The sequence below is a fragment of the Streptomyces sp. NPDC056347 genome (assembly GCF_042262625.1).
Classification (GTDB): Bacteria; Actinomycetota; Actinomycetes; order Streptomycetales; family Streptomycetaceae; genus Streptomyces.
Map to the genome: position 1 here is coordinate 1 of NZ_JBHJQP010000122.1, position 24,619 is coordinate 24,619.

At 71.5% G+C, this 24,619-nt stretch carries 20 protein-coding genes; 8 read left to right on the forward strand and 12 right to left on the reverse strand.

What is annotated here, in order from left to right; translation table 11 throughout:
* The first annotated feature begins 340 nt into the window (after positions 1–340).
* The 6 genes from ACFCV8_RS25040 (at position 341) to ACFCV8_RS25065 (ending at position 5,572) form a co-directional block, all read left to right on the forward strand.
* Positions 341–1,399, forward strand: a complete 1,059-nt coding sequence (locus ACFCV8_RS25040) for a protein kinase family protein (RefSeq protein ID WP_376687678.1) — start codon at positions 341–343, stop codon at positions 1,397–1,399.
* A 122-nt stretch (positions 1,400–1,521) separates the two neighbouring features.
* On the forward strand, positions 1,522–2,124 hold the full coding sequence (locus tag ACFCV8_RS25045; protein WP_376687679.1) for a dihydrofolate reductase family protein: 603 nt from the start codon (positions 1,522–1,524) through the stop codon (positions 2,122–2,124).
* A 120-nt stretch (positions 2,125–2,244) separates the two neighbouring features.
* Positions 2,245–2,598: a hypothetical protein gene (locus ACFCV8_RS25050; RefSeq protein WP_376687680.1), complete on the forward strand. Its 354-nt coding sequence runs from the start codon at positions 2,245–2,247 to the stop codon at positions 2,596–2,598.
* Between the two features lie 79 nt (positions 2,599–2,677).
* The gene (locus tag ACFCV8_RS25055) at positions 2,678–3,250 is read left to right on the forward strand and encodes a GNAT family N-acetyltransferase (RefSeq protein ID WP_376687681.1); all 573 of its coding nucleotides are present in this window, start codon (positions 2,678–2,680) and stop codon (positions 3,248–3,250) included.
* A 62-nt stretch (positions 3,251–3,312) separates the two neighbouring features.
* A complete protein-coding gene (locus ACFCV8_RS25060) occupies positions 3,313–3,918 on the forward strand; it encodes a TetR family transcriptional regulator (RefSeq protein WP_376687682.1) in 606 nt (201 codons plus the stop codon).
* 64 nt (positions 3,919–3,982) lie between these two features.
* Positions 3,983–5,572 carry an MDR family MFS transporter gene (locus ACFCV8_RS25065; protein WP_376687683.1) on the forward strand — a complete coding sequence of 530 codons (1,590 nt, stop codon included), beginning with the start codon at positions 3,983–3,985 and terminating at the stop codon, positions 5,570–5,572.
* A 134-nt stretch (positions 5,573–5,706) separates the two neighbouring features.
* On the opposite strand, the gene ACFCV8_RS25070 is transcribed toward ACFCV8_RS25065, so the two are convergent.
* From ACFCV8_RS25070 to ACFCV8_RS25125, 12 genes are all read right to left on the reverse strand, one after another.
* A complete protein-coding gene (locus ACFCV8_RS25070; RefSeq protein ID WP_376687684.1) occupies positions 5,707–6,483 on the reverse strand; it encodes a hypothetical protein in 777 nt (258 codons plus the stop codon).
* Between the two features lie 314 nt (positions 6,484–6,797).
* Complete coding sequence (locus tag ACFCV8_RS25075) at positions 6,798–9,083, reverse strand: LuxR C-terminal-related transcriptional regulator (RefSeq protein ID WP_376687685.1); 2,286 nt, start codon at positions 9,081–9,083, stop codon at positions 6,798–6,800.
* A gap of 257 nt (positions 9,084–9,340) precedes the next feature.
* Positions 9,341–10,120 carry a VOC family protein gene (locus tag ACFCV8_RS25080; protein WP_376687686.1) on the reverse strand — a complete coding sequence of 260 codons (780 nt, stop codon included), beginning with the start codon at positions 10,118–10,120 and terminating at the stop codon, positions 9,341–9,343.
* Between the two features lie 187 nt (positions 10,121–10,307).
* Entirely contained in the window at positions 10,308–11,117 is an 810-nt protein-coding gene (locus tag ACFCV8_RS25085; protein WP_376687687.1) for an aminoglycoside N(3)-acetyltransferase, read from the reverse strand.
* A gap of 43 nt (positions 11,118–11,160) precedes the next feature.
* Entirely contained in the window at positions 11,161–11,751 is a 591-nt protein-coding gene (locus tag ACFCV8_RS25090) for a GNAT family N-acetyltransferase (RefSeq protein ID WP_376687688.1), read from the reverse strand.
* A gap of 131 nt (positions 11,752–11,882) precedes the next feature.
* Positions 11,883–14,687 carry a DUF5682 family protein gene (locus ACFCV8_RS25095; RefSeq protein ID WP_376687689.1) on the reverse strand — a complete coding sequence of 935 codons (2,805 nt, stop codon included), beginning with the start codon at positions 14,685–14,687 and terminating at the stop codon, positions 11,883–11,885.
* On the reverse strand, positions 14,684–15,796 hold the full coding sequence (locus ACFCV8_RS25100; protein ID WP_376687690.1) for an AAA family ATPase: 1,113 nt from the start codon (positions 15,794–15,796) through the stop codon (positions 14,684–14,686). The genes ACFCV8_RS25095 and ACFCV8_RS25100 overlap by 4 nt, the downstream gene beginning before the upstream one ends.
* Positions 15,797–15,808: 12 nt before the next feature.
* Positions 15,809–17,320, reverse strand: coding sequence for a VWA domain-containing protein (locus ACFCV8_RS25105; protein ID WP_376687691.1), 1,512 nt, complete (start codon positions 17,318–17,320; stop codon positions 15,809–15,811).
* Complete coding sequence (locus ACFCV8_RS25110) at positions 17,317–18,735, reverse strand: hypothetical protein (RefSeq protein WP_376687697.1); 1,419 nt, start codon at positions 18,733–18,735, stop codon at positions 17,317–17,319. The genes ACFCV8_RS25105 and ACFCV8_RS25110 overlap by 4 nt, the downstream gene beginning before the upstream one ends.
* Positions 18,705–19,208, reverse strand: a complete 504-nt coding sequence (locus tag ACFCV8_RS25115; protein ID WP_376687692.1) for a hypothetical protein — start codon at positions 19,206–19,208, stop codon at positions 18,705–18,707. The genes ACFCV8_RS25110 and ACFCV8_RS25115 overlap by 31 nt, the downstream gene beginning before the upstream one ends.
* A gap of 133 nt (positions 19,209–19,341) precedes the next feature.
* Positions 19,342–19,656 (reverse strand): hypothetical protein, encoded by a 315-nt coding sequence (locus ACFCV8_RS25120; protein WP_376687693.1) that lies wholly within the window; start codon positions 19,654–19,656, stop codon positions 19,342–19,344.
* 148 nt (positions 19,657–19,804) lie between these two features.
* The gene (locus tag ACFCV8_RS25125) at positions 19,805–22,339 is read right to left on the reverse strand and encodes an ATP-dependent Clp protease ATP-binding subunit (RefSeq protein WP_376687694.1); all 2,535 of its coding nucleotides are present in this window, start codon (positions 22,337–22,339) and stop codon (positions 19,805–19,807) included.
* Positions 22,340–22,705: 366 nt separating this feature from the next.
* On the opposite strand from ACFCV8_RS25125, the gene ACFCV8_RS25130 reads away from it, so the two are divergent.
* Together ACFCV8_RS25130 and ACFCV8_RS25135 are read left to right on the forward strand one after the other, a co-directional pair.
* Complete coding sequence (locus ACFCV8_RS25130) at positions 22,706–23,476, forward strand: hypothetical protein (RefSeq protein WP_376687695.1); 771 nt, start codon at positions 22,706–22,708, stop codon at positions 23,474–23,476.
* A gap of 313 nt (positions 23,477–23,789) precedes the next feature.
* Positions 23,790–24,524 (forward strand): hypothetical protein, encoded by a 735-nt coding sequence (locus ACFCV8_RS25135; protein ID WP_376687696.1) that lies wholly within the window; start codon positions 23,790–23,792, stop codon positions 24,522–24,524.
* The last annotated feature ends 95 nt before the right edge of the window (positions 24,525–24,619 follow it).

The window sequence follows — 24,619 nt, forward strand, 5'->3', positions numbered from 1 at the left end:
GAACACGCGGCAGCGGAGTCGGACTCGACGCGGCCACGCGGAGACTGTCACAGAGAACCCATGCGCAGCACCGTAGAAGGACGGCTCCGTGAGCCGCAAGGCATTTGTCTCTCCCAGGTCCCTCCCGTCCGGTGTCCACCGGGTCCCGGCGGCGGTTCGTCGGCGGCGCGGTGGCCGAACTGCTCCGGCACGTCGAGAACGTCGCCGGGACGTGCGGCTCATGGGTGCCCGGTCGAGTCCGCTGATCCCGCGACCGGTTCGGGTGCGTAGGATCGACGGCGCCCGCGCGGCCGCCGGTACGCCAGGTCCGCTGCCCGGCACGGGTGATGAGGAGCCGTTCGTGGACCGTACGGAAGAGTCGCGAAGCGCGCGTGCGTCCGCGTTCGGGGCAGTGTCCGCCCGGCTGTCGCTGCTGAGTGACCGTCGGCTCGGCGAGGCGGTGGCCTCGGCCACCCCTCGCGGGTCCGGTGTCGGGGGCAGGACCGGGGAGTTCGAGGTCGGCGGCACTCCGGTCTTCGTCAAGCGAATCCCGCTGACGGACCTCGAGTCGAGGCCGCAGAACGTGCGGTCGACGGCGAATGTCTTCGGGCTGCCGGCGTTCTACCAGTACGGGGTCGGCTCGTCCGGGTTCGGTGCCTGGCGCGAGCTGGCCGTGCACGCGATGACCACCGGGTGGGTGCTCGGCGGCGTGTGCGCGGACTTCCCGCTCATGTACCACTGGAGGGTGCTCCCGGACTCGCCTCCCCGCGGGTTCGCCGACGAGTTCGGCGGCATCGACGGGGCGGTGGCGCACTGGGAGGGCTCGTCGGCCGTACGTGAACGACTGGAGGCCATCAGCCGGTCCTCCGACTCCGTCGTCGTCTTCCTGGAGCACCTGCCGCAGACGCTCGCCGCCCGGCTCGCCGCGGACCGCGAGGCCGGGCCGGACGATGTCTACGGCCCGCGGTACGCCTGGGCGGAGGAGCGCGTGATGCGCACGGCCGCGTTCATGCGCTCCCGTGGGCTCGTCCACTTCGACGCGCATTTCCACAACGTGCTGACCGACGGCCGTTCAATCCGCTTCGCTGATTTCGGCCTCGCGCTGAGCGCGGAGTTCGACCTCTCCCCCACCGAGTCCGCGTTCCTGGCCGCGCACCGCGCGTACGACAGCGACTACCTGGCGAATCACCTGCTGCGCCACCATCTTCCCGCCGCTCTGCGCGGCGGCCGGGAGCACGACGTGTTCCTGCGGCGCTGGATCGCGGGCGACCGGCCCGAGCGGATCGCGCCGGAGGTCGCCGCGGTCGTCGACCGGCACGCCCGTACGGCCCTGCGCGTGGACGGGTTCCAGCGTCGGCTGCTCCATGAGAGCAAGCGGACACCGTATCCGGTCTCCGCCGCCGAGCAGGCCGGGCGGTGACCGGGCCGGGCGGCGCGGTGATTCCGGGAACGGCCGTTGATCACCGGCCTCGACGTCTTGCTCCGGAGACGTGCGCGTAGCGATCATGGAGGCTCGGTGAACAGGTCGATGGAAGGTCTTCCGTGCGCAAGCTCGTGTACTGCATCGCGTCCACTCTCGACGGCTTCATCGCGGGACCGGACGGCGCCGACCCCACCGGCCCGGACGGCTTCTGGCCGATCCCCGAGGACTACCTCCAGCGCCTCGTCGAGGTGTACCCGGAGACACTGCCGGCCCCGGCCCGCGCCGCGCTGTCCGTCACCGACGGCGGCACGCACTTCGACACCGTCCTCGAAGGACGGCGCTCCTTCGAGATCGGCCTCCGGGCCGGGCTGAACGACGCCTATCCGCATCTGCGCCATCTGGTGTTCTCGCGGACGCTGAGCGAGGTCCCGGACTCGGCAGTGGAGGTGGTCGCCGACGATCCCGTGGCCACCGTACGTGAGTTGAAGCAGCAGGACGGCAAGGACATCTGGCTGCTGGGCGGCGCCGAGCTGGCCGGTTCGCTGTATTCGGAGATCGACGAACTGACAGTGAAGCTGAGCCCGACGACGATCGGTGCCGGAATTCCCCTCTTCTCCGACAAGGCGTCCTTCGACCCCCGCTCCTGGCAGCTCACCGAGCACACCGTACTGAAGTCCGGGGCCGCCTTCCTCACGTACGCCCGCGCGGCCGCCACCGCGTAGCAGCGGCTCACCAGCTGCCGCGCGGGCAGAACACCGTGGCCGTCCGAGGTCGCGTGCGGGTATCGTCCGGCATCCGGCCGGGCCCGCCCCGGCGACCTCGACGTACGGAAGGACGGCTCCATGACCAGCCGTCGAGCGACGACGACTCTGTGGCGCCCGACCGGCCCCGAGGAGCTGGAGCTGGTCCGGGAGTCGGGCTGGCGCAGGTGGCCGCCCCGTCTGCCCGAGCAGCCCGTCTTCTATCCGGTCCTCAACGAGGACTACGCGATCAGGATCGCGCGGGACTGGAACGTGAAGCACAGTGGGGCCGGGTTCGTCACACGTTTCGAGGTCGAGTCGGATTTCCTGCGCCGCTATCCCGTACAGCAGGCGGGCGGGCGGACCATCCTCGAACTGTGGGTTCCGGCGGAAGAACTCGACGACTTCAACGCCCATGTCGTCGGCGAGATTCAGCTGGTCCACACGTTCCGCTGAACGGTACGGGCGCAGCCCCGGCACGGCGCCCCGGGCTGCGTCCGCATGCGGCGCCGAATACCCGTGCGAGGATCGCGGCGTGAACGATCCACGTCTCCGCCTCGCCGACGCCTGCGACCTCACCGCTCTCGTCCGGCTGCGCGACGGCGCCGCCCGCTGGATGCTGGCCCGGGGCATCACCGGCCAGTGGCAGCCCGGCGAGCTCGGCGAGGACCACTTCCGCCGGATCATGGCGAGCGGCGAGGTCTGGATCGCCGAGGAACGGGGCCGGGTGTTCGGGGCCTGGGAGCTGTGGTGGTCGGACGAGGACGCCTGGGGGCCGCAGCCGCCGGTGGCCGGTTACGTGCACCGGCTGATGGTGGACCGTGACAGTGCCCCTCCTGGGGCGGGCCGCCTGCTGCTGCGGGCCGCCGAGCGCCGGGTGGCCGAGACCGGCCGGGCGCTGGTCCGCCTGGACTGTCTGGCCGAGAACGCGCGTCTGAACGCCTACTATCTGGCCGAGGGGTACCGGGCCGTCGGCCACAAGGCGGGCAAGCCGCAGCCGGGCGGCGCGCCCAAGTCGTTCACCCTCCTGGAGAAGGCCCTGATCCAGGGGAGCACTCCGGGGGGCGAAGGGCGGCGCCGGACGGCCGGTACGACGCGGGCGGCGTGAAGGCTCTCCCCCGCCGTACAAAGAATTTTGCACACCACGCAAAAATGCATAGCATGCACGTCATGACTGCCGCCGATCAATCCCTCGGGCTGCGTGAGCGCAAGAAGCGTGCCACGCGCAAAGCCCTGGCGGACACGGCGCTGCGGATGGCCGCGGAACGAGGCATCGACGACGTGACCGTGGAGGCGGTCACCGACGCGGTCGGCGTGTCCGTCCGCACCTTCTTCAACTATTTCCCGTGCCTCGAGGACGCGATCACCCGCCCCATCCAGGACGACGCCGAGCGGGTCCGCCGGGCCGTGCTGAACGCACCGCCCGCGCTCACGGCACTCCAGGCCCTGCGTGAGGCGATCGCCCAGAAGCTCGCCCAGATCGAGGAGGACCACGAACGCTGGGAGCTCCAGATGGCGGTGCTGCGGACGAGCCCGGCGCTGCTCTCCCGGTTCCTGGCCGCCCAGGGCGCGGACGAGCGGGCGCTGGTCGCCGCCGTGGCCGAACGGCTCGGCCAGGACCCCGAGACCGATCTCCGTCCCCGGCTGGTCGCGCACGCGGCGATCGCCGCCGTACGGGCCTCCGTCGAAGTCTGGGTGGCCTCGGGCCGCACCCGTACGTTCCAGAGCATCTTCCACGAGGCGTTCACCGTGCTGGCCGCCGGCCTGAACGACTGATCCACGTCCAGAGCCCCACCGGGGCTCTTCCACCCGAGAACCAGAGAATGAGGAACGCCGGCCGATGAGCGCTGCCGCCACTCCCGAAGAACAGATAGCCGGTGCGCCCGAAGCGGCGCCATCGGCGATGTCACGCCGTCACATACTCCAGGCCATGTCGGGTCTGATGGCCGGTATGTTCGTGGCCATCCTGGCCTCGACCGTGGTCTCCAACGCCCTCCCGAGGATCATCGCCGACCTGAACGGCAGCCAGTCCTCGTACACCTGGGTGGTCACCGCCGAGCTGCTCGCGATGACGGCGACCGTCCCGATCTGGGGCAAGCTCTCCGACCTCTACGACAAGAAGCTGCTCATCCAGCTCTCCCTCTCGATGTTCATCGTCGGCTCGCTGGTGGCCGGCTTCTCGCACACCGTCGGCCTGCTCATCGTGAGCCGTGTGGTGCAGGGCATCGGCGCGGGTGGCCTCACGGCGCTGGCCCAGGTCGTGATGGCGGCGATCATCCCGCCGCGGGAACTCGGCCGCTACTCCGGCATCTTCGGAGCCGTCTTCGCCGTCGGCACCGTCGCGGGCCCGCTCATCGGCGGTGTGCTCGTCGACACGTCCTGGCTCGGCTGGCGCTGGTGCTTCTTCATCGGTGTGCCGTTCGCACTGCTCGCGATCGTGCTGCTCCAACTGACGCTGAAGCTGCCCACGGTGCGCCGTGAGGTGAAGATCGACTACTTCGGTGCGGTGCTCATCATGAGCGGTGTCAGCGCCCTGCTGCTGTGGGTGACCCTCGCGGGCAACCGCTTCGACTGGGCGTCCTGGCAGACCGCCGCCCTGGTCGGTGCAGGTGTGGTCCTGCTGGCCGTCGCGGTGCTGGTCGAGTCCAAGGTCGAGGAACCGATCATCCCGCTGGACATCTTCCGCAACCGCACGGTGGCACTGACGACCGTGGCGAGCATGCTGGTGGGTGTGGCCATGTTCGGCGGCACCGTGTTCCTCTCCCAGTACTTCCAGATCTCGCTGGGCAAGACGCCGACCGCCGCGGGTCTGATGAGCCTGCCGATGATCCTCGGCCTGATGGTCTCCACGACCGTCGCCGGTCAGATCATCTCCTCCCGCGGCAAGTGGAAGGGCTTCCTGATCGCGGGCGGCATCATCATGACCGCGGGCATGGGGCTGCTCTCCACGATCAGCGCCGATTCCTCCTTCGGGCTGCTCAGCGTCTACATGGTGGTGCTCGGTGTGGGCGTCGGCATGCTGATGCAGAACCTGGTGCTGGCCGCCCAGAACGACGTGCCCGCCTCGGAGCTGGGCGCGGCGACCTCGGTGCTGTCGTTCTTCCGCAGCCTCGGTGGTGCGATCGGTACGAGCGCACTCGGTGCCGTGCTCGGCAACCGGGTGGCGAGCGAGCTGGAGAAGGGCTTCGGCGGCGCGGCGGCGGGCGGTGGCTCCGGCCACTCCGTCCCCGACCTGAGCAAGCTCCCCGAGCCCGCCCGGCAGATCGTCGAGCAGGCGTACGGTGTCGCGACCGCCGAGGTCTTCCTGGTCGGCGCGCCGTTCGCGTTCCTCGCCCTGATCACGGTGCTGTTCATCAAGGAGAAGCCGCTCAAGACGCAGAGCGGCATGGAGCGGCTCGCGGAGGAGAAGGCCGCGTCCGCGGCGCACTGAACCACCGGCTCCCGGTGACAGGGGCCCGGCCGTCGTGACGGGACGGGCCCTCCTGGACGCGTGCGGCACGGCGTCCAGGAGGGCCCGCTCCGGCCACGGCGGCCGGGCCCTCGTCGTACCCTTCCGGGCCCGGGTCAGTCGTCGGACGGAACCGGCCACACGCCCGGCCGGGCTCCCCGGCCGGGCCGCTTCGTCACGGAGCGGTTACCGACGAGCGTCCTGCGGATCTGCGCGGCGGTCGCCCGCGCGTGCTCCGAGGTGGAGACCGCCTCGGCGGTGGCCGGCACGAAGCGGTGGCCCGGCTGACGGCAGTACGGGCAGGGCGCCCCGTCGGTGAGGAGATATCCGTCCTCGCAGGCCCGATTCCGGCAGGCACTGGGGCTCACCAGCGCCTCGGCGATCTCCTGCGGCGCCCAGCGGCGGCGGTTCTCCTCGTCACGCTCGTGGATGGCGTGGGACCAGCGGTTGCTCCAGCGCCGCTCGATACGGTCCAGGAGCTGGGCGGCCGTGCGGTACTCCAGCTCGCCGAACAGGATGTCGGGAAGGGTGCGCGGCACCTTGTGCCCGAGGGCCTGGAGCAGCGGTGCGGGAAAGCCCTGAAGGATGAAGCGGACCGGGTCGTTGCCGGGGCTCTGCTTCCACTGACGGCACTCGCAGACGCCGTTGTCGGGCGTTGGTGCATGACAGTTGGCGCACAGTCCGCGGCAGTCGGAGCAGATCCCGCCGTGGAGACCGTCCAGATACGGTGCCGGGGCCCTGCCGCACTCCCGGCAACAGGCGGCGCACGGGCCGCACAGCCGCTCGTTGCCCTGCTGCGTCGTCCAGCTCCGCTGCTGGCAGCGGCAGCACAGGCCGGTGTTGCAGTAGTCGCTGTGCTCGCCGTTGTGCCGGCCGAGGGGGGCGAAGGACATGGCGCGCATCCTCTTTGTCGGGTGTTGCTCCCTACAGCCTATGGGGTGCCCGGTGTCCTTCGGTGACCCGCACGGACGAGCGGGCGGCACGTCCCATGCCGCTGGGGCGGGAGCACTCGGGCCTGCGCGCCGGCCACGACCGCCCTTGCCGCGCAGCTGCTCCCTGTCCCCAGCGGCGTGCCCAGCCTGCCGCACGGATCGCCCCGCGAGCCCGGGCCGAATCGCGGATCGGTACACGTATCCGTGCCGCGGTCGGTGCTCACCCCGTCGGCGTCGGCATACGTACCGGCGGTGAAGCGGCCTACGTACGGGGCTCAGGGCTTCAGCACCGAAGCGATCCCGGTGCGCGAATCGATGGAGAGTTTGGTGAGGATCCGTTCGACGTGGGTGTCCGCGGTCCGCTTGGAGATCACCAGGTGCTCGGCGACCTCCCGGTTGGACAGGCCCCGTGCGACCAGGGTGGCGACCTCCCGTTCCCGGGGGGTGAGCAGATCGGCCGCCGCGGGCTCCGGCCGGGCACGGGGCACGGTCCGCCGGGGCGTGGGCCTGTCGGTGTCCGACCGGACCGCCGCCAGGATCTCGCCCCCCGACAGCCGCACCCCGACGCCGTGCCAGCGCTCGTACTCGATGTCCCCCAGCGCCTCCCGCACGGCGCCGCGGGTCGCCTCCTGCTCGTCCAGCACGGCCGTCAGCATGGCCACCGGATCGCCGCTGAGCCGGCGCGCGCCCTCCGCGTATCCCAGCAGCCAGGCCGCCCTGACGTAGCGCCCCTGCCGGGCCGCGTACCAGGACAGGCCCAGGCAGCAGAGTGCCGCTACCAGCACGTCACCGATCTCGCTGATGGCCTCCAGGGACTCCCGCAGCACCTCGGCCGCCTCCTCGTGGCGTCCGGCGAGCCAGAGGATGAGGCCCTGCGCCAGCAGCGTCGAGCCGTAGAACTGCCGGTCGCCCGTGCCACGCAGATGGGCCAGGCCCCAGGCGCACAGGTCCAGGGCCCCGTCGGTGTCGCCGAGCACGGCCCGCAGCAGCGCGCCCTCGTAGTGGACCATGCTGATGCCCAGCAGGTCGCCCACGGCCACGATCTGTCGACGGCCCTGCTCCATGTCGGCGAGCCCCTCCTCGATCTCGCCGCACAGTGCCCGCATCGCGCCGTTGTACGCCTCGGTGAACAGCGCGACCCGCTGCTCGTCGCAGTTCAGCGCCGACTCCCGGGCGTGCCTGAAGAGGCTCGGCGCCTCGTCGAGGGCGGCCGTCCAGGTCGCGAACACACCGGCCATGAACAGGCCCCAGGCCCGCTCCGGGCAGTCCTCGGGCACCAGGTCGAGCCCCTTGCCGATCCAGTACCGCCCCTCCGAGAGGGTGCCGGTGGCCCGCCAGTGCGGGGCGAGCCAGACGGCGAGGATCAGCCCTTCCGCCGCGCCGCCCTCCGCCGAGTAGGCGTACTTCATCGCGGCCCTGATGTCGGCGATCTGGCTGCTCACCGCCCGGTGCAGCTCCGCCTGGGCGGGAGTGATCAGTTCGTCCCACATACGGCGGGCCGTTTCGCGGTGGTGCTCGAAGTGCCGTTCGCGTACGGCGGCCGCGCTGCGGTCCTCGTCGAGGCGCTCGGCGCCGTACTCACGGATCGTGTCCAGGAGCCGGTAGCGTGCCCCGTCCTCGCCGACGCGCTGCACCACCGACTTGTCGACCAGCCCGAAGAGCGCCTCCAGCACCGCCCCGGGCGGAAGCCGGTCGCCGCCGCCCACCCGCTCGGCCGCCGACAGTTCGAAGGGGCCGGCGAAGACCGACAGGCGCGCCCAGAGCAGGCGCTCCGCCGGGGTGCAGAGCTCGTAGGACCAGCCGATCGTGGTGCGCAGGGTCTGGTGGCGGGCGCAGGCGGCGCGCTGGCCACCGGTGAAGACCTCGAACCGGCGGTCCAGCCGGGCCACGAGCTCCGCCAGCGGTGCGACCCGCAGGCGCACCGCGGCCAGTTCGAGCGCGAGCGGGATCCTGTCGAGCCGCTCCACCAGCGAGAGCACCTGCTCCCGGTTGGCGTCGGTGACCGTCCAGCCCGGCAGCACCCGGGCGGCCCGCTGTGTGAACAGCTCCACGGCGTCGTCCACACCGAGCGGGGCGATCGCCATCGTCCGCTCGTCGACGACGTCGAGGGGCTGGCGGCTGGTGGCCAGGACGCACACCTCGGCCGCCTCGCGCAGCAGGACGTCGCAGAGGACGGCGCAGGTGTCGACCATGTGCTCGCAGGTGTCGAGCACGATCAGCAGCCGCTGCCCCTTGAGGTGGGTGACGACCGCGTCCAGCGACTCCATCCCCGCGTGTTCCGGCACCTCCAGCACGGTGGCCAACGTCTCGGGCACCAGTTCCGGGTCCGACAACGTCGACAGCTCGACCAGCCACACCCCGTCCGGGAACCGTTCCCGCAGGCCCTCCGCCGCGCGCAGGGCGGTACGGCTCTTGCCGACGCCGCCGGGTCCCACGAGGGTGACCAGCCGTGCCCCGTGGAAGGCCTCCTGGATCAGCGCGATCTCCTCGGCCCGCCCGACGAAGCTGGTCCGCTCGGCGGGGGGTTGTCCGCTGCGCCGCTGCCCGAAGCCGAATCCCATGAGGCCCCCGTAATGCTCAGGTACTTCGCCCCTTCGCGAAGTATCAGCACAGTGTAGGTCCGCAACTCCGGAGCGTGTTCGTCATATGGAATGACCATGAGGGGTCGCGCAGATCCCGGGTGCGAACCGGCCGGGCGGGCGCGCACCGACGGCTCCATCCCTTCGGCCGGGTTCATGACGGGCCCGGTGCCGGACGACGGACCGGATGGCCGGACGGTGCTGTACGACGGTGCCCGCCCGCGCCGACACTCGCGCGCTCAGGCAGCGGACACCGTGAAGAGCGCGCCGTCGGGGTCTCGGATGACGTAGGCGTCCCTGGACGAGGCCTCCTCCGACTCGGGGGCGTCGGCCGACGCGCCACCGGCGTCGACGGCGGCCGCCGCGGTCCGTGCGCCGTCCGCGACGCGGAACCCGACGACCCATCGGGGCCTGATCGCGGGGTCGGCCGCGCTCTCGACCCCGCCGCCGTGCAGGGTGGCGACCGTATGTCCGTCGAGCCTGATGTGGACGTGACCCTCCGCGTAGTCGACCGTGCAGCCACCGGGGTGTTCGGCCCAGCCGAACACCTCCGCGTAGAAGATGGCCGCCTCGAAGGCGTGGCGGGTGCGCAGGTCCAGCCGTGCGGGGGCGCTGCCGCGACCCACCGCCCAGGTCAGGGCGGTGCCCTCCCAGAAACCGAAGACGGCGCCGTCGCGGTCGGCGGCGATCGCGGCCCGGCCCTCGCCCAGTTTCACGGGTCCGACGGCGAGGGTGGCACCGCGCTCCCTGACCCGGTCAGCGGTCTCGTCGGCGTCGTCCACCGCGAAGTAGGGGGTCCAGACGGCGGGCGGGCGGGCGCTGCGGGAGCAGGATCCGAGCCCGGCCACGGGCCTGCCGTGCGCCATGGCCACGGAGAAGTTGTCACCGAGTACGCTGCCGACGAACTCCCAGCCCATGACGTCTCCGTAGAAGCCCTGGGCCGCACGCAGGTCATGCACGATCAGGCTCACCCAGCAGGGCGCGCCGCTCACGGGCCTGATCCTTTCGAGGGCCGGCATCCGCTGCTCCTTCGGCTTCCCACCGCCACGGTCGGGACGGGTTCGTGCTCCAACCGTGTACCCCGGGCCGCGGCCCCGCACCCCGGCATCCCCGCCCGTGCGCCCGATCCCGCGCCGCACCCTGCCGGGCCGCCCTCCACCAGCGGCGATGCCCGCTCGGGACGGATGCCGCCGACCCCGGGCCCGGTCAGATTCCGTCGGCTTCCGGTCGATGCACGGGCAGCCATTTCTCGGCGTAGGCGACGGCGTCCGCCAGGTCGAACAGCCGCGCCCGGGCGCTGCCCACCGTGCCGCGCAGCACGGGTCGTGCCTGCTCGTAGGCCGCGCCCAGCTCGTCGAACCGCTCCGAGGAGATCATGGTGTCGCGCACGGTGACCCATCGGCGGCCCTGCGGCGTCATGGCGGCGAAGGAGTTGTCCACGAGCGGCGCGGCGATCCGGTACTCGGCCAGGTGGAAGGCGGTGCAGGAGTCGAATCCGGCGCCCAGCAGCAGGACCCGGGCCGCGCCCTCCTCCAGCCGGGCGAGCGGACTGCGCTCGCCGAGCCGGCAGTCAGACGCGTGTCCGGCCACGATCGCGGCCGCCCGCGGGCCCACGGCCGCGAAGGAAGTCTGCGGGTGGGAACTGCGGAGCGCGCCCGGCCAGTTGCGTACGGTTTCCGGTACGACTCCGACACCGAGGGTGCGTGTGGTCCGGGTGTCGAAGGCCGGGGACGAGGCACGGATCCTCGCCCACCACTCCTGCGGCACGGGCGGGTTCGACCAGAGCGCCGGATCGGAGTTGTCACCGGAGTGGGCCGGCACCACCAGGGTGCCGGCCTCGCCGAGGACATCGAGCAGTGCCGCGACGACGGTCGCGGATCCTCCGCAGACCCAGCCGAGCGAACTCAGCGAGGAGTGCACGAGCACGGTTTCGCCGGGGAGCAGTCCGAGCGTGCGGAGATCGGCGGCGATCGATTCACGGGTACAGAGGGGACCGGACACAGGTTTGATGGACATGAGCAGGCATTATCCGGTTGTCGGTCCGCCGCGGCCACGGATTTCAGGTGTCGGCCCGGGCCGGAGCCGTCCCGTCCGGGAATCCGTCCGAGGGATGTGCCCGGGCGAACTCCTCGGCGAGAATGCCCATCACTACGAGGTCCTGGTGGCGTCCGGATACGTACACATGCTCGCGGAGCCTGCCCTCCTCGACGAAGCCGAGCCGCTGATGCAGGGCCAGTGACGCCGTGTTGTACGCGAGGATCCGCGCCTGGCACTTGTGGAACCGCCGCTCCTCGAACATGTGGCGCAGCAGGAGCTGTACGGCCTCCGCCGCGTACCCGGACCGTCGGTGGCCGGCGTCGATGACGACTCCGTACTCGAACCAGCCCGACCGCGGGTCGGCGTGGAACGAGCCGACGGATCCGACGATCTTCCCCGTTTCCAGTGCCTCGATCGCCAGTTGGAAGCAGTCCCCGTCGGACAGGGCGGCGGCCTGTTCCTTCGCTCGTGCGCGATGGTGCTCGGCCGACCGCGGCGGGCAGGGCAGGTTGCCCGTGCCCGCCTCCTCCTCCGCGAAGCGCATGAAGGCGGTCCAGTCATCGGGTTCGATGCCGCGCAGGCGTATCCGCTTTCCCGTCCAGAACGATGTCATGGCGTCATCGAATCACGTGGCCGGATTCGGCGTCCAGGCATGTATCGCCCTCCTCATCAGGGCCTTCACCAGGTGTTTCACCGGTACGAGCCGGGCTCCTGGGTGCCCCTCGGGAACCCGGCTCCACGGCGTCACACGGTCGCCAGCAGCGCCTCCAGCGCCCGCGCGGTGTCCGGATGACAATCGAGCAGCGCAGCCCCGGAGGGGCCGGTCTCCGGCGTCCGCCAGCCGCCCTCGCATCCGAGCAGGGCCGCGACCGCGTCGCACGTCCCGGGATGCGCGGCCAGCAGGGCGCATCCCGGTCCGCCCCGGTCGCCGCCCGCCGGGCGTGCGGCAACCGGCTCCGGCAGGGCCCGCCACGGCGGCACCCACGCGTCCAGTGCGTCCAGCCGGGCGGGGAAGGTCCGTCCGGCCTCCCGGATCAGCAGCGGGGCCAGCTCCGAGCCGCCTGACCGCAGGGTGGTGATCAGCATCGGCAGCCACGGCAGGAGCACCGGGTCCGGCAGTCGCCCGAAGGCGTTCGACACGGCCTCCACGACGAAGTCGGTGAGGCCGGGAACGGGATCCAGCGCGTGGACGAAGCCGCTGAGATAGCGCGGATAGGCCGCCACCACCAGCGGGTTGTCCAGCAACGCGTCGCACCGTGCGCGCAGTTCCGTGCGGGTCATACGGCCCAGCTGGACCTGCGCCGCCCACAGCAGTGCCGTCTTCGACGACTCCTGCGGGTGCGACTGGCCCACCGCCAGCTCCAGCTGGGTCCGGTCGCAGCCGAGCGAGAGCGCCAGGCTCTCCATGCTGAACAGGAAACCCAGCATCGCCGCCACGTGGCGGACCGTGGCGTCCTCGTCGGTGAACGCCGTCGGCAACAGCGTGCAGTAGTGGGCGTAGCCGGTCTTGACGAAGGACTCGATCCAGGGCGGCAGCACCGGCTCGCTGGTGCGGTAGTACGCCAGCAGCCGTCGCACCCGGCGCAGCACCTCCGGCGCGCCGTCGACGCTGCGTTCGGCGGACAGCACCTCCAGGGCGTGGGTGCCCAGCTCTTCGGCGAGCCGCCGGCTGCGCAGGTACAGCGTCGCGTCCTCGACGGATTCCAGGACGGTCGCCGTGGTGGCCTGCCGGCCGTACGCGGTCCGGCGCAGCCGCTGCTCCAGCACCTGCTCGATGCTGACGCCCTCGTAACCGAGCTCGATGAGCGCGCGCTGGTACGTGCCGAGGGCGAGGTCCCACGACTCCTGGATCGGCCGCTCCCCCAGCTTCCGCTCGCCCATGATCGGGCGGGCGGCGCCGTGCGGCATCAGGTACCGCAGCATCCACAGCACGTCGGAGCAGCGTTCCAGCTCCGGCTGCGAGGCGATGTCCAGCAGTGCGCGCCGCACACCGGTCTGCTGGAGCTTCAGGCCGAGGGGTGCCAGTCTGTCGTGCACATCGCGGGCCAGGGGCGGCAGCGCGTCGTAGCCGACCTGGCCGACCCGGTCGCCGCCCATCATGATCTCCACCAGGCGCCGGACGTCGCGGCGGCCGGGCACGGAGTCCTTCTCGATGCAGGTGACCGCGGCGTCCTGGAAGTCGTACGGCGTGGGTCTGGCCCGGTCACGCATTCCGGCCAGCAGGATCGACGTCTCGAACACCGCGATGGCGTCGGCGGTGGAGGCGAGGTAGCCGTTGCGCCGGGCGGCACGCACGATCTCCACCGACCAGCCGAGCAGTTCGGCCTCGTCCAGCCGGTCCAGGGCGGGCGGCTGCTGGAGGAAGCCGGTCAGCCTGTCCGAGGGCGGCAGGTCCGGGACCGGGTCCGGCACGCGCTCGGCCTTCTTGGCCCGGGACTTCTTCGTACCGGCCTGTCCGGCCAGGCGGAACGGCTCCACGCGGCTGCGTCTGACGTTCTTCGCCCACACGGTGGCGGCGATCGACACCGACCCGGCGGCGAGGCCGAACTGCGCCTCGATCGCCGCGTGGCTGGACGGGATCAGGCCGTGCTGCCAGACCGTGGCGGTGGGCGGGCCGATCTCGAAGCCGTCGGCGCCCCGGACGCCGAACTCCTGGACACGGCTGACCGCGTGGAAGGCGCCGCAGACGTAGAGGCAGTCCGCGGGGTCGGCGCCGCTCACCGCGAGGTGCTCGCGCATCCGGGTCCACATGTGGCGCTCGCGGTCCTCGTCCACCCGGACCCGGTGCGGATCGCCGGGCGCCAGCCGGCGGAAGAGGCTGCCGATCAGGAGCATGACCTGGCGGTAGGTGTCGTGGTCGCTGTCGCCGAGCGGCAGTTCGACGTACTGGTGCCACCACTCCGACCAGTGCCGCACCTTGCCGTGGCGCAGCAGGTGCTCCTCCAGCTCGGCGAAGCGGGGGCGCAGGTCGCCGATCTCCACGCCCACGGCGTCGCCGTGCAGCGCGGCCTCCTCCTCGGCGGGCGGTGCGTCCGGGTCGGTGGGTGAGGATTCGGTGTGGGCCCCGTGCGCGTCCCACTGGAAGACGTGGTCCGAGGAGCGGTCGACGAGCACGAGCTCGACGCCGGGGGTGTCCAGCGCGTAGGCGATCGCCTGGTACTCGGCGGAGGCCTCGGTGATCGGTGCGACCACCGAGAGCGGGGACCACTCGGCGGGGAATCCGTCGATCTCGGTCGCGAAGGACTGGACCGCCACCGGCAGCTTGCAGTTGCGCAGCTCGGTCAGGAGCGGCGCCATGTCCTCGCACAGCTCCAGGTACACCACCTTGGGCCGCTTCTCCCGCAGACGCCGGGCCATCGCGACCGCCGAGGCGGGCGAGTGGTGGCAGACGGGGAAGATCTCCAGCGGCTCGGCGACCGCGTGGTCCACGTCGTCGACGATGCCGAGGAGGATGCCCTCCAGGGCGTCGGGGCCGTCGGCGAACGTCGAGGCGGCCTCCTGGAGCTGGGCGCGGAGCCCCTCGAAGGTCCCTTCATGCGTACCGCTCATGACAGGGTGGCGATCGCGTCGCGGCCGCCCTCCAGGAACTCCGGCCAGGAGCCGCCCTCCTCCTTGCTGCGCGGTTCGACGACGCCGTGCAGGTACTTGTTGAGGATGGCCAGGTCCTCGGGCTCGCGCCGGGCCAGCGAGCCGACGAGGGATGAGGCCAGGGTGCGGGCGGTCAGGGCGCGTTCGCCGAAGAAGTTGCTGTGCAGCACCGCGTCCTCCAGCACGCCGATCTGTTCCGCGGTGGACAGCGCGGACTCCAGCTTCTCGTCGTCGCTGCCGGCCGACACCGCCGAGGCCCGCAGGTCGGCGAAGCTCTGCAGCAGTACGTCGAGGAGGGTCGGCGGCACCTCCAGGTCGATCTGGTGGCGGCGCAGCAGCTCCTCGGTGCGGAAGCGGACGATCTCCACCTCGCTCTTCTTGTTCGTCACCACCGGGATGCGGACGAAGTTGAACCGGCGCTTGAGCGCCGAGGACAGGTCGTTGACGCCCCGGTCGCGGCTGTTGGCCGTGGCGATGACGGAGAATCCGGGCTTGGCGAAGACGATGCTGTCGCTGTCCAGCTCGGGGACCGAGATGTACTTCTCGGACAGGATCGAGATCAGTGCGTCCTGCACGTCGCTGGTGGAGCGCGTCAGCTCCTCGAAGCGGCCGATGGCGCCGGACTCCATCGCCGTCATGATCGGCGAGGGGATCATCGACTCCCGGGACTGCCCCTTGGCGATGACCATCGACACGTTCCAGGAGTACTTGATGTGGTCCTCGGTGGTGCCGGCCGTTCCCTGTACGACCAGGGTGGAATTGCGGCAGATCGCGGCGGAGAGCAGCTCGGCCAGCCAGCTCTTGCCGGTACCCGGGTCGCCTATGAGCAGCAGTCCCCGGTCCGAGGCCAGAGTGACGATGGAACGCTCGACGAAGCTGCGGTCGCCGTACCACTTCTGGGAGATCTCCCGGTCGAGGCCGTCGGAGCGCTCGGAGCCGAGGATGAACAGGCGCACCATCTTCGGTGACAGCCGCCAGGAGAAGGGCTTGGGGCCGTCGTCGACGGACTCCAGCCACTCCAGTTCCTCGGCGTACTTGATCTCGGCGGGGGCGCGCAACAGGTCGGACATGACAGGGCCTTTCTAGGCGAGGAAGGTCTTGAGCTCGTGGACGAGCTTGCGGATGTGGCCGGAGAGGACCGGTGTGCCGAGGTCCTTGAAGCGTTCGCGGAACCACGGGTTGACGCTGCCGCGTCCGGAGCTGGTGACCGAGCCGACGGGGATGAACTTGGCGCCCGAGCGGTGGATGGCGGCCATGCTCTCGAAGAGCGGTTCGGTCTGCCATTCGTAGAAGTCGGAGATCCACACCACGACGGTGTTACGGGGCTCGGCGATCTTCGGCTGGGCCAGGGCCATGGCGACCGTGCCGTCGGTGCCGCCCCCGAGGTTGGTGCGCAGCAGGGTCTCGAAGGGGTCGTGCACCCACGGTGTGAGGTCGAGCGCCTGTGTGTCGTAGGCGATCAGGTGGACGTCCACCTTGGGCAGTCCGGCGAAGATCGAGGCCAGGATGGTGCAGTTGACCATCGAGTCGACCATCGATCCGGACTGGTCCACGACGACGATCAGCCGCTGCGGTGTCGTCTTGCGGACCGTGTGCCGGTAGAAGAGGCGGTCGACGTAGAGCCGTTCCTCCTCCGGGCTCCAGTTGGTCAGGTTCTTCCAGATCGTGCGGTCGAGGTCGAGGTTGCGGAAGATCCGCTTGGGCGGGACCGAGCGGTCCAGGGCGCCGACCGTGGCCTTCTCCACCTGGGTACGCAGCACCTCGGCGACCTCGTCGACGAAGCGGCGGATCAGGGCCTTGGCGTTGGCCAGGGCCACACCGGAGAGGTTGTTCTTGTCCCGCAGCAACTGCTCGATCAGCGACATGCTGGGGGTGAGCTGTGCGGCGAGCGCGGGATCGGCGAGCACCTCGCGCAGGTGCATCCGCTTGACGAGGTCGGCCTCGATGCTGCCCAGCTCCGGTCCGATGGCCGGGATCAGCCGGCTGAGATCGGGGGTCGTGCCCCGGCCGCCGGTGCCGTCGGGACCGACGCCCTGCCCCGCCGCGCGTCCACCGGCCCGGCCGCCACGCAGGTCTCCGGGCTTGCAGCCGAGCGCACGCTCCAGCCAGCCGGCATCGGACTGCCAGCGTGCCAGTTGCCCCGCGGTGACCGTGCCGGTGCCGGAGGCGAAGACATTGAGCAGCACCTTCGACACCAGGGCAGCCCGTCGCACCTCGGCGGCCCGGTCACGTGCTTCCTCGCCATCACCATCGCCGTCACTGTCATCGGCATCGGCATCGGCATCGGCATCGGCATCGGGAGTCGGTGCCATCAGGCCGTCGAACTCGGCGGCCAGCCCCGGGTGGCGCTGGACGATCGAATCGACGGACGCCTGGGGGTCCAGCAGTGTGGCCGGCAGGCCGATGTCCTCGACGACGGCCAGGCTGGCCGATTCCAGCGCGGCTTGCTCCTCCTGGTCGAAGAGGCGGGCGAGGAGGCGCCAGTAGAGCACCTGGCGCCGGCTTTCCTGCGGGTCCGCCTCCGGGGCGGACCGGGGCGAAGGGGGCAGCGGGGCCGTGGCCCCGTCGGTGCGTTCCGTCGTGTGCTCGGTCATTTCCGCAGCAGCCTTCCCGCCCGCTCCCGCAGGACGGTGACGGCGTCGGTCGCGGCCTTCTCCGCCTTCGCGCCGGCCTTGTCGGTGGTACCCCCGGCCCATCCTCCGGCGTGCAGCGCGACGGCCTTCTTCCGCACGGTCGTCTCGACGGCCAGGGGCTGGACGCGATAGGCCCCGGCGTCCCAGCGGAGCAGTCCGATGCAGGCACCGGATGCCGCGACCGCCTCGGGGGTGAGGGGGCCGGCGGCCGGAAGGCGCTCGGTGTCGACGGCGAGGTCGCAGCCGGGCAGGGAGAAAGTCAGCGTGCCGTCGGCCCCCGCGGTGGTGTAGCCCTCCAGGAACACCGGGACCGCGATGCGCGACGGATACCGGTCCAGGGGCGCGGTGGCCGGATCCGCGGCGGTGGGCAGGACGACCCGGGCGGTGGCGAAGGCGTCGGCGGGCTCGCCCTGCCGGGCGTGCTCGTCGCTCCAGACCAGGTCGCCCTCGGCGGTGACGGGCATGCCCGTGAGGTCCATGGAGCGGCCTTCGCCGAGAGCCGCCAGCAGCGAGAGGTGCGGGCGTAGCAGCTGCCACAGGCCCGCCCCGACGACCGTGTCGGGCTTCGGCACCGCCGCTCCGGCGCGTACCAGCCGGGGCGCCCCGCCGTCGGCGGGCTCGAACACCGCGTGCACCTGGGCCTGTACGGCGGTCGGGTGCTCCTGCAGATCGACCCCGAGAGGCAGCAGACGGCCGGTGACCGCCCCGGTCACGGGTACCTCCGCCGCGCCGGGCAGCGTCAGCAGCAGGGCGCGCGACCACAGGTCCGCCCAGCGGCGCACCGGTATCCGCTCGAGCGTGGCGCCCGGGCAGGAAGCGGCCAGTTCGGCGGCGAAGCCGTCGAGGAGCATCGCCGGGCGGCGCAGCGCGGGCTCCGGGAGCATCGCGGAGACGACCGGTGCCGCTCCGGAGACCAGGTCGTGGTCGATGCCCTGCCACCCGGTCCGTGCCAGGTCCGCCAGCCAGGAACGGGCGGCGGCGAGCAGATTCGCCGGCGGCCGGCCGACGGACGGTGGTACGGGTTCCTCACCGCGGGGCCGTCCGGTCGCCTCCGTGACCCGGTCGGTCAGCGCGTCGTGCGCGGAACCGAGGAGCGCGGTGCGGGCGGCGGCCAGGGCGACGAAGTCGTCCTCGCTCGCGGCTCCGCCCGCCGCCTTCCCGGCCGCCTCGGCGACCCGTGCGCCGAGCGGGCCGGCGGCGACGGCTTCGGCGAGCGCGCTCAGACCGGCGGTCTGCGCGGCCTGCGGCCGGAGCAGCCCGGCGACGAGCGCCCGGTCGAACGCGTCCACGGCGGACAGGACTTCGTCGAGCCCGGCAATGCCTTCCGTGAGGAGATCGGCGCGCATCAGGCCACCGCCCTGGTCGTCGGGAACCAGTGCATCTCCGGCACCGGAGCGGTGTCCGGGGTGAACTCCAGGTAGGCGAGATGGCGCAGGAACCGGCTGAACACCGGGGCCGCGGCCTTGGTGTCGCCCTGCGCGGGCTGCGTGCTCCGCATGCCGGTGACGATGGCGCTCGCGCTCGGCTCCCCGTCCGCGGGCTCCACTCTCAGATAGCGTGCGACGCGCTCGGCACCGTACTGGAGCACCGCCTCGCCGATCAGGGCCAGGATGTGATTGCAGAACGAACCGCGGGCGCCGCCGCACGGGCGGTTGTTGTTGGTACTGCACGCGAAGGCGTAGGTGCCGACGGCGACCGACGAAACGTAGACCCGCCCGATGTCCGACCCACTGGACACAACACCCTGAAGACGTCCGTCGGCCAGTTCGACGAACGGGACCTTGGCCAGCTTGCGGGCTCGTGCGGGTGCGGTCACCCGTGCCGTGCTGGACCTCTCCCAGTCTGACAACACACCACTCCTCTGTGCACCGGGGCGACTTCCGCGCCACAACGGCAGAACACGACCGAACATATCCGCGACCACTGACAATCGGTCCGGCGGACGTGCGCGGGTGCCGCGGAAGGCCGCTCCCGGGCAGAGCTCAGAAGGAGTGCCCCACCCCTTCCGCGGCCTGGCGCCCCGCATCCATCGGCAGCGGGGGGATCGGGAGGGCGATGAGGTCGTACTGGGGGCACGGCGCCGTGACGCACTGTTTCGGCGACGGCACGCAGACGTGCCCGGCGGGCACCACGGCGGAGGAGCACGGGATCAGCTGTGCGACGAGGGGATCGTCCGAGGCGAGCGCCGGGCTCGCCATCGTCAGGGGCAGGGCGGTGAGGGCGACCGCCGTGGCGGCACGCAGCAGGTTCTCGATCACAAGCAGCAGACATAGCCGCGCGACGGCGCGGCGTCGCATCCAGGACACCACCCATCACCCGTTCGAGTGACGATGTTCACCACAAGAACGCGTTTCCGATTCCTGGCATGTCATAACGGCGCGCCGGGCCTGCCGTACGGATCGGGGACCGTACGGCAGGCCCGGCGTCCGGCAGGGCCTTGCGGGCCTACTCTGCCGGGACCTCCTCCGCGCCTGCGCCGTCCTCGCTCCCGGCAGAGGTCTTCGGGCGGCCGATCGAGCAGACCAGCGCGTTGTCCTTCACATCGGCGACGATGGTGTCGCCCGGCTCCGCCTCGCCGCTCAGCAGCAGGGAGGCGATGCGGTTGTCGAGTTCGGTCTGGATCGTGCGGCGCAGCGGGCGGGCACCGAACTCCGGCTGGTGGCCGTGCGCGACCAGGAGCTTCTTCGCCGCCTCGGTGACCTCCAGCTCCATGTCCTGGGCCCGCACACGGCGTTTGCTGCCGTCGAGCATGAGGTCCACGATCCGCCCGAGGTCGTCCTTGTCGAGACCGTGGAAGATGATCGTCTCGTCGACGCGGTTGAGGAACTCCGGCGGGAAGTGGCCCCGCAGGTCGCCCATGAGGTCCTCGCGGATCTCGGAGACATCGCCCTTGTGGGCGAGGATGCGCTGGGCGCCGATGTTGGACGTCATGATGACGACGGTGTGCCGGAAGTCCACCGTCCGCCCCTGGGCATCGGTCAGCCGCCCGTCGTCGAGGACCTGGAGCAGTGTGTTGAAGACATCGGGGTGGGCCTTCTCCACCTCGTCGAACAGGAGCACGCTGTACGGCTGTCGGCGCACCTTCTCCGTCAGCTGGCCCGCCTCCTCGTGGCCGACGTATCCGGGCGGTGCGCCGACCAGGCGCGAGACGGTGTGCTTCTCCTGGAACTCGCTCATGTCGAAGCGGGCCATGCGGTTCTCGTCGCCGAACAGCAGCTCGGCGAGTGCCTTGGCGAGCTCGGTCTTGCCGACACCGGTGGGTCCGAGGAAGAGGAAGGAGCCGACGGGGCGGTCGGGGTCACCCATCCCTGCCCGGCTGCGGCGCACCGCCTGCGCGATCGCGGTGACCGCCTCGTCCTGGCCGACCACCCGGGAGTGCAGCGCGTCCTCGAGTTTGAGGAGCTTCTCCTTCTCGCTGGCGGTGAGCTGGGTGACCGGGATGCCGGTGCGGCGGGAGACGACGTCGGCGATGTCGGCGGTGGTCACGTCCATGACGCCTTCGCGGCGTTCCTCGATCCCGGCGAGCTCGGCCTCGGTCTCCGCGATCCGGCCCTTGAGGTCGGACGCCTTGTCGAAGTCCTCGGAAGCGACGGCTTCGTCCTTCTCGCGCTTCAGCTTCGCGAGCCGGTCCTCGCGGGAGACGACCTCGGTGGACCGGCCGAGCGACCGCAGCCGTACCCGGGCACCCGCCTGGTCCATGAGGTCGATGGCCTTGTCCGGCAGGAAGCGGTCGCTGATGTAGCGGTCCGACAGCTCGGCCGCCGCCACCAGGGCAGCGTCGGCGAAGCGGACCTGGTGGTGCGCCTCGTAGGAGTCGCGCAGGCCCTCCAGGATCTGGATGGTCTCCTCGACCGTCGGCTCCGGCACCATGACGGGCTGGAAGCGCCGCTCCAGGGCGGCGTCCTTCTCGATGTGCTTGCGGTACTCGTCGATGGTCGTCGCGCCGACGACATGGAGCTCGCCGCGGGCCAGTGCGGGCTTCAGCATGTTGCCCGCGTCCATCGCGCCCTCGCCGGACGCTCCGGCGCCGACCACGGTGTGCAGTTCGTCGATGAACAGGATCGTCGAGTCCGCGGCGGCGCTGACCTCCTCGATGACATTCTTGAGCCGTTCCTCGAACTGACCGCGGTACTGGGAACCCGCCACCAGTCCGGACAGATCCAGCGCGATCACCCGCTTGTCCTTGAGGGTGCGGGGAACGTCACCGGCCACGATGCGCTGGGCGATGCCCTCCACGATGGCGGTCTTGCCGACGCCGGGCTCGCCGATCAGCACCGGGTTGTTCTTGGACCGCCGCGAGAGGACCTCCACGGTCTGTTCGATCTCCTCGGCCCGGCCGACCACGGGGTCGAGCTTCCCGGCCTTCGCCTCCTCGGTCAGGTCGCGCCCGTACTGGTCGAGCGTGGGGGTGTCGCTCGTCCCGTCCGCCGGGGTTCCCTCGGCCCGTGCCGCGTTGTCCGCCTCGCGCCGCAGTCTGCCGGTGTCGGTGCCGTACGCGCCGAGCACTCTGGCCGCTCCGGACTCCTTGGCGTCCAGCAGCGCGCCGAGGATGTGCTCCGGCCCGATGTACGAGACCCCGGCCGCCTGCGAGCGCTCGTAGGCCTGGAGCAGTACGCGTTTGGCGGCGGGGGTCAGGCTCGGCTCCGCCGACGGCGTGGCGCTCTCCCCCGGCAGGATCTCGGCGATCCGCTTGCCCAGCTCGTCCGGGTCGGCGCCGGCCTGCTGGAGCAGGGTGCGGGACGGGTCCACCTGGGTGGCGGCCCACAGCAGATGCTCGGTGTCCAGGTCGCGGCTGCCGTCGTCGGTGGCCCGGGTGGTCGCCCGGCCTATCAGCTCACGGGCCGACTCGGTCAGCAGCCGCCCGATCGGCACCCGCTGCACCTGCGGCGGCGAGGACGCCGGGGACATCCCGAAGAACCGGTTGAGCATTTCCGAGAACGGATCCGGGCCGCCGAAGGAACCGAAGGAGGACATGGTCATGGTCACCGTCCAGTGAGTGCGGATGCGGGGAGCGCGCGAAGGGTGGCCCGCCGGGATCGCCCCGTGCAGGGCACCGCCTCCGGTGCCCGGTGCTCACGGATCGTCGAGGTCGTCCCGTGGCCCCCATGGGCAGGTGGTCCCACTAGACCAACGCCCGCCTGGTCACGCAACGGCACGGACGCTCACCCGCGGGCCACGGGCGGCGTGCGCCACGGCGCCCGTGGCCTCCCCGCCCGGTCACGGCCCGGTAGCCGGTAGCCCGGTCGGGTGAGCTCCGGATACGGGGCACGACCGGATCGCGCGGGCCTGGGCGTCCCGGCCTCCCGTCGCCTCGCCGACGGCCGGGGCCCCGCCAAGACTTGGCCCATGAGCAACAAGGAACGGTCGGTCGACCTCAAGGGCGGCCCCGGTCACATCGTGCTGCCGGCGGTCGTCTTCGCCGTGCCCGTCCTCAAGCTGGCCTGGACACTGGGCGGCGGGGGCGCGGCGAGCGAGGCCCTCGTCGCCATGGAGCCGGCCAACTGGCCCGACGTCCTGATCGGAATGCTCCTCGAGGACGCGCTGCTGGCCTCGGCGCTCGCCGTCGCGATGTCGCGCACCTCGTACGCGTACTTCGCCGCCAAGGGCGGGGCACGGGTCCACGCGGGCACCCCCACCGCCCATGTGCTGCTGCAGGCCGCCGTGGTCCCGTTCACCTTCGCGCTGGTCGTGGGGGCCTTCCACGGGCTGTGGTGGGGCGTCGCCGTCGGCCTCGTCTCGTACGCGCTGCGGCTCGGCGTGATCGTCGAGTACCGCACCGGGCGGCGCGAGCGCGACAGCGGCAGACGCAGCCGGACCTCTCCCTCCGGCTGGCTGGAACGTGCCGCGGACACCGCCGCGGTGGCCGCTCTGCTGCTGGCCGTGGTGGTGCTCCCGGTGATCGCCCTGCTGGCGGCGGTGAACGGCCGTTCCTGGACCGGCGTCGTGGAGTGCGACGTCAACACCGGGCACGGCACCGAACGCGCCCGTCTCGTGGAACTCGGCCGCAAGGGCAACGGAGTCGTCGGCTGGGACATCGCGCAGGACGAGGTCGTCAATGGCCTCAACTGCGCGGTCTCGGGGAACAACACGGTACGCACGCCGCTGTGGCGCTCCTGAGGGCGTACGCCGTCGGCCGCGGCACTCCCCACGAGGACGGCGAAGATCGCGGCTGACGCACATTTTCGGACATGCGCCGAGTGGTCCGGAGCCCTCCGATGAAGCAGTGTGTTCGCGCGGCCGGGTCCGAGAACCGCTCGCGGCACGTGCCCCACGCTCCGTGCGGGCGTGTTCCGGGAGATGACGGGGCGTCAACTCCGGTTCGATCACGGCTGCCAGCTGCAGTACGTTCTATTTCCGGATTTCTACGTGCTTGTCAGTGTCATACGCCACGCTGGACACATACCGCCCAACACCGGCTTGGAGGCCAGTAGTGGACGCCCAGGACCTCGCGCAGCTCGCCGACAAAGAGTTCGAGCAGATGCTCACCTCGAACATCCACCCGCCCACCCGTGACGCCAGAGCGTGGGCCGCGATCATCCACCCCGACAATCTGCCGCGAGCACGGAAGATCCTCACCCATGTCCACGAGCGGACCGCGAGCGTGCTGCGCCGCCGCAAGAGCGAGCGCGAGGAATTCCGCGTCGAGTGCTTCGCCCGGGGGGAGGCCGGAAAGCGCGAGTGGTTCGCCACCCGGGCCGACTTCGAATCGCTGCGCCGCCGCACCGCGAACTTCCATCAGCGTGTCCAGCGGGCCATCACCGAACTGGGGCAGGAGCAGCGCAATGTGAACCGGGCGCAGAGCCACACCGCCGGGCAGCAGAGCCGCGAGACCCTCCGCGAGCTGGCCGTCGCCGTGCAGCGCCACCAGGACGTGCACGCCCGCGACGGCGGCGGCGCCGGGCAGGAGGACCTCGAGCTGTGGCAGTACCTCGACCGGCTGACGGTGCCCACCGGCCCGGGCCAGCACCCCACGACGCTCCGTACGATGCTCAGCATCTACTGGACGGACCCCCAGCCGCCCGGTGACTCCCCCGAGCATCCGGTGCCCGCCGAGCCGGCCGTCCCGAGCACCGCCGCGGCCCACCCCGGCGTGCCGCAGGCCCGCCGAGCCGGCGAGCGGGACGATCCCGCGGCGCGGGCGCAGCCCCAGGAACCGCCCGGCTGACACCCGGCGGGGCGACGGCCGGGAAGCGACAGCCGCGCCGGGCAGGGGCCGCGCACCGGAAACGGTCAGGGGCAGCGGACCGGGAAGGGGCGACC

Excerpts from the sequence above, each read along its gene's own strand:
- ACFCV8_RS25130 (WP_376687695.1), top strand. The coding sequence starts at position 22,706 with ATGAGCAACAAGGAACGGTCGGTCGACCTCAAGGGCGGCCCCGGTCAC.
- ACFCV8_RS25120 (WP_376687693.1), bottom strand. The coding sequence starts at position 19,656 with ATGCGACGCCGCGCCGTCGCGCGGCTATGTCTGCTGCTTGTGATCGAG.
- ACFCV8_RS25075 (WP_376687685.1), bottom strand. The coding sequence starts at position 9,083 with ATGGGATTCGGCTTCGGGCAGCGGCGCAGCGGACAACCCCCCGCCGAG.
- ACFCV8_RS25085 (WP_376687687.1), bottom strand. The coding sequence starts at position 11,117 with ATGTCCATCAAACCTGTGTCCGGTCCCCTCTGTACCCGTGAATCGATC.
- ACFCV8_RS25105 (WP_376687691.1), bottom strand. The coding sequence starts at position 17,320 with ATGACCGAGCACACGACGGAACGCACCGACGGGGCCACGGCCCCGCTG.
- ACFCV8_RS25065 (WP_376687683.1), top strand. The coding sequence starts at position 3,983 with ATGAGCGCTGCCGCCACTCCCGAAGAACAGATAGCCGGTGCGCCCGAA.
- ACFCV8_RS25070 (WP_376687684.1), bottom strand. The coding sequence starts at position 6,483 with ATGTCCTTCGCCCCCCTCGGCCGGCACAACGGCGAGCACAGCGACTAC.
- ACFCV8_RS25100 (WP_376687690.1), bottom strand. The coding sequence starts at position 15,796 with ATGTCCGACCTGTTGCGCGCCCCCGCCGAGATCAAGTACGCCGAGGAA.
- ACFCV8_RS25095 (WP_376687689.1), bottom strand. The coding sequence starts at position 14,687 with ATGAGCGGTACGCATGAAGGGACCTTCGAGGGGCTCCGCGCCCAGCTC.
- ACFCV8_RS25090 (WP_376687688.1), bottom strand. The coding sequence starts at position 11,751 with ATGACATCGTTCTGGACGGGAAAGCGGATACGCCTGCGCGGCATCGAA.
- ACFCV8_RS25080 (WP_376687686.1), bottom strand. The coding sequence starts at position 10,120 with ATGCCGGCCCTCGAAAGGATCAGGCCCGTGAGCGGCGCGCCCTGCTGG.
- ACFCV8_RS25060 (WP_376687682.1), top strand. The coding sequence starts at position 3,313 with ATGACTGCCGCCGATCAATCCCTCGGGCTGCGTGAGCGCAAGAAGCGT.
- ACFCV8_RS25125 (WP_376687694.1), bottom strand. The coding sequence starts at position 22,339 with ATGACCATGTCCTCCTTCGGTTCCTTCGGCGGCCCGGATCCGTTCTCG.
- ACFCV8_RS25050 (WP_376687680.1), top strand. The coding sequence starts at position 2,245 with ATGACCAGCCGTCGAGCGACGACGACTCTGTGGCGCCCGACCGGCCCC.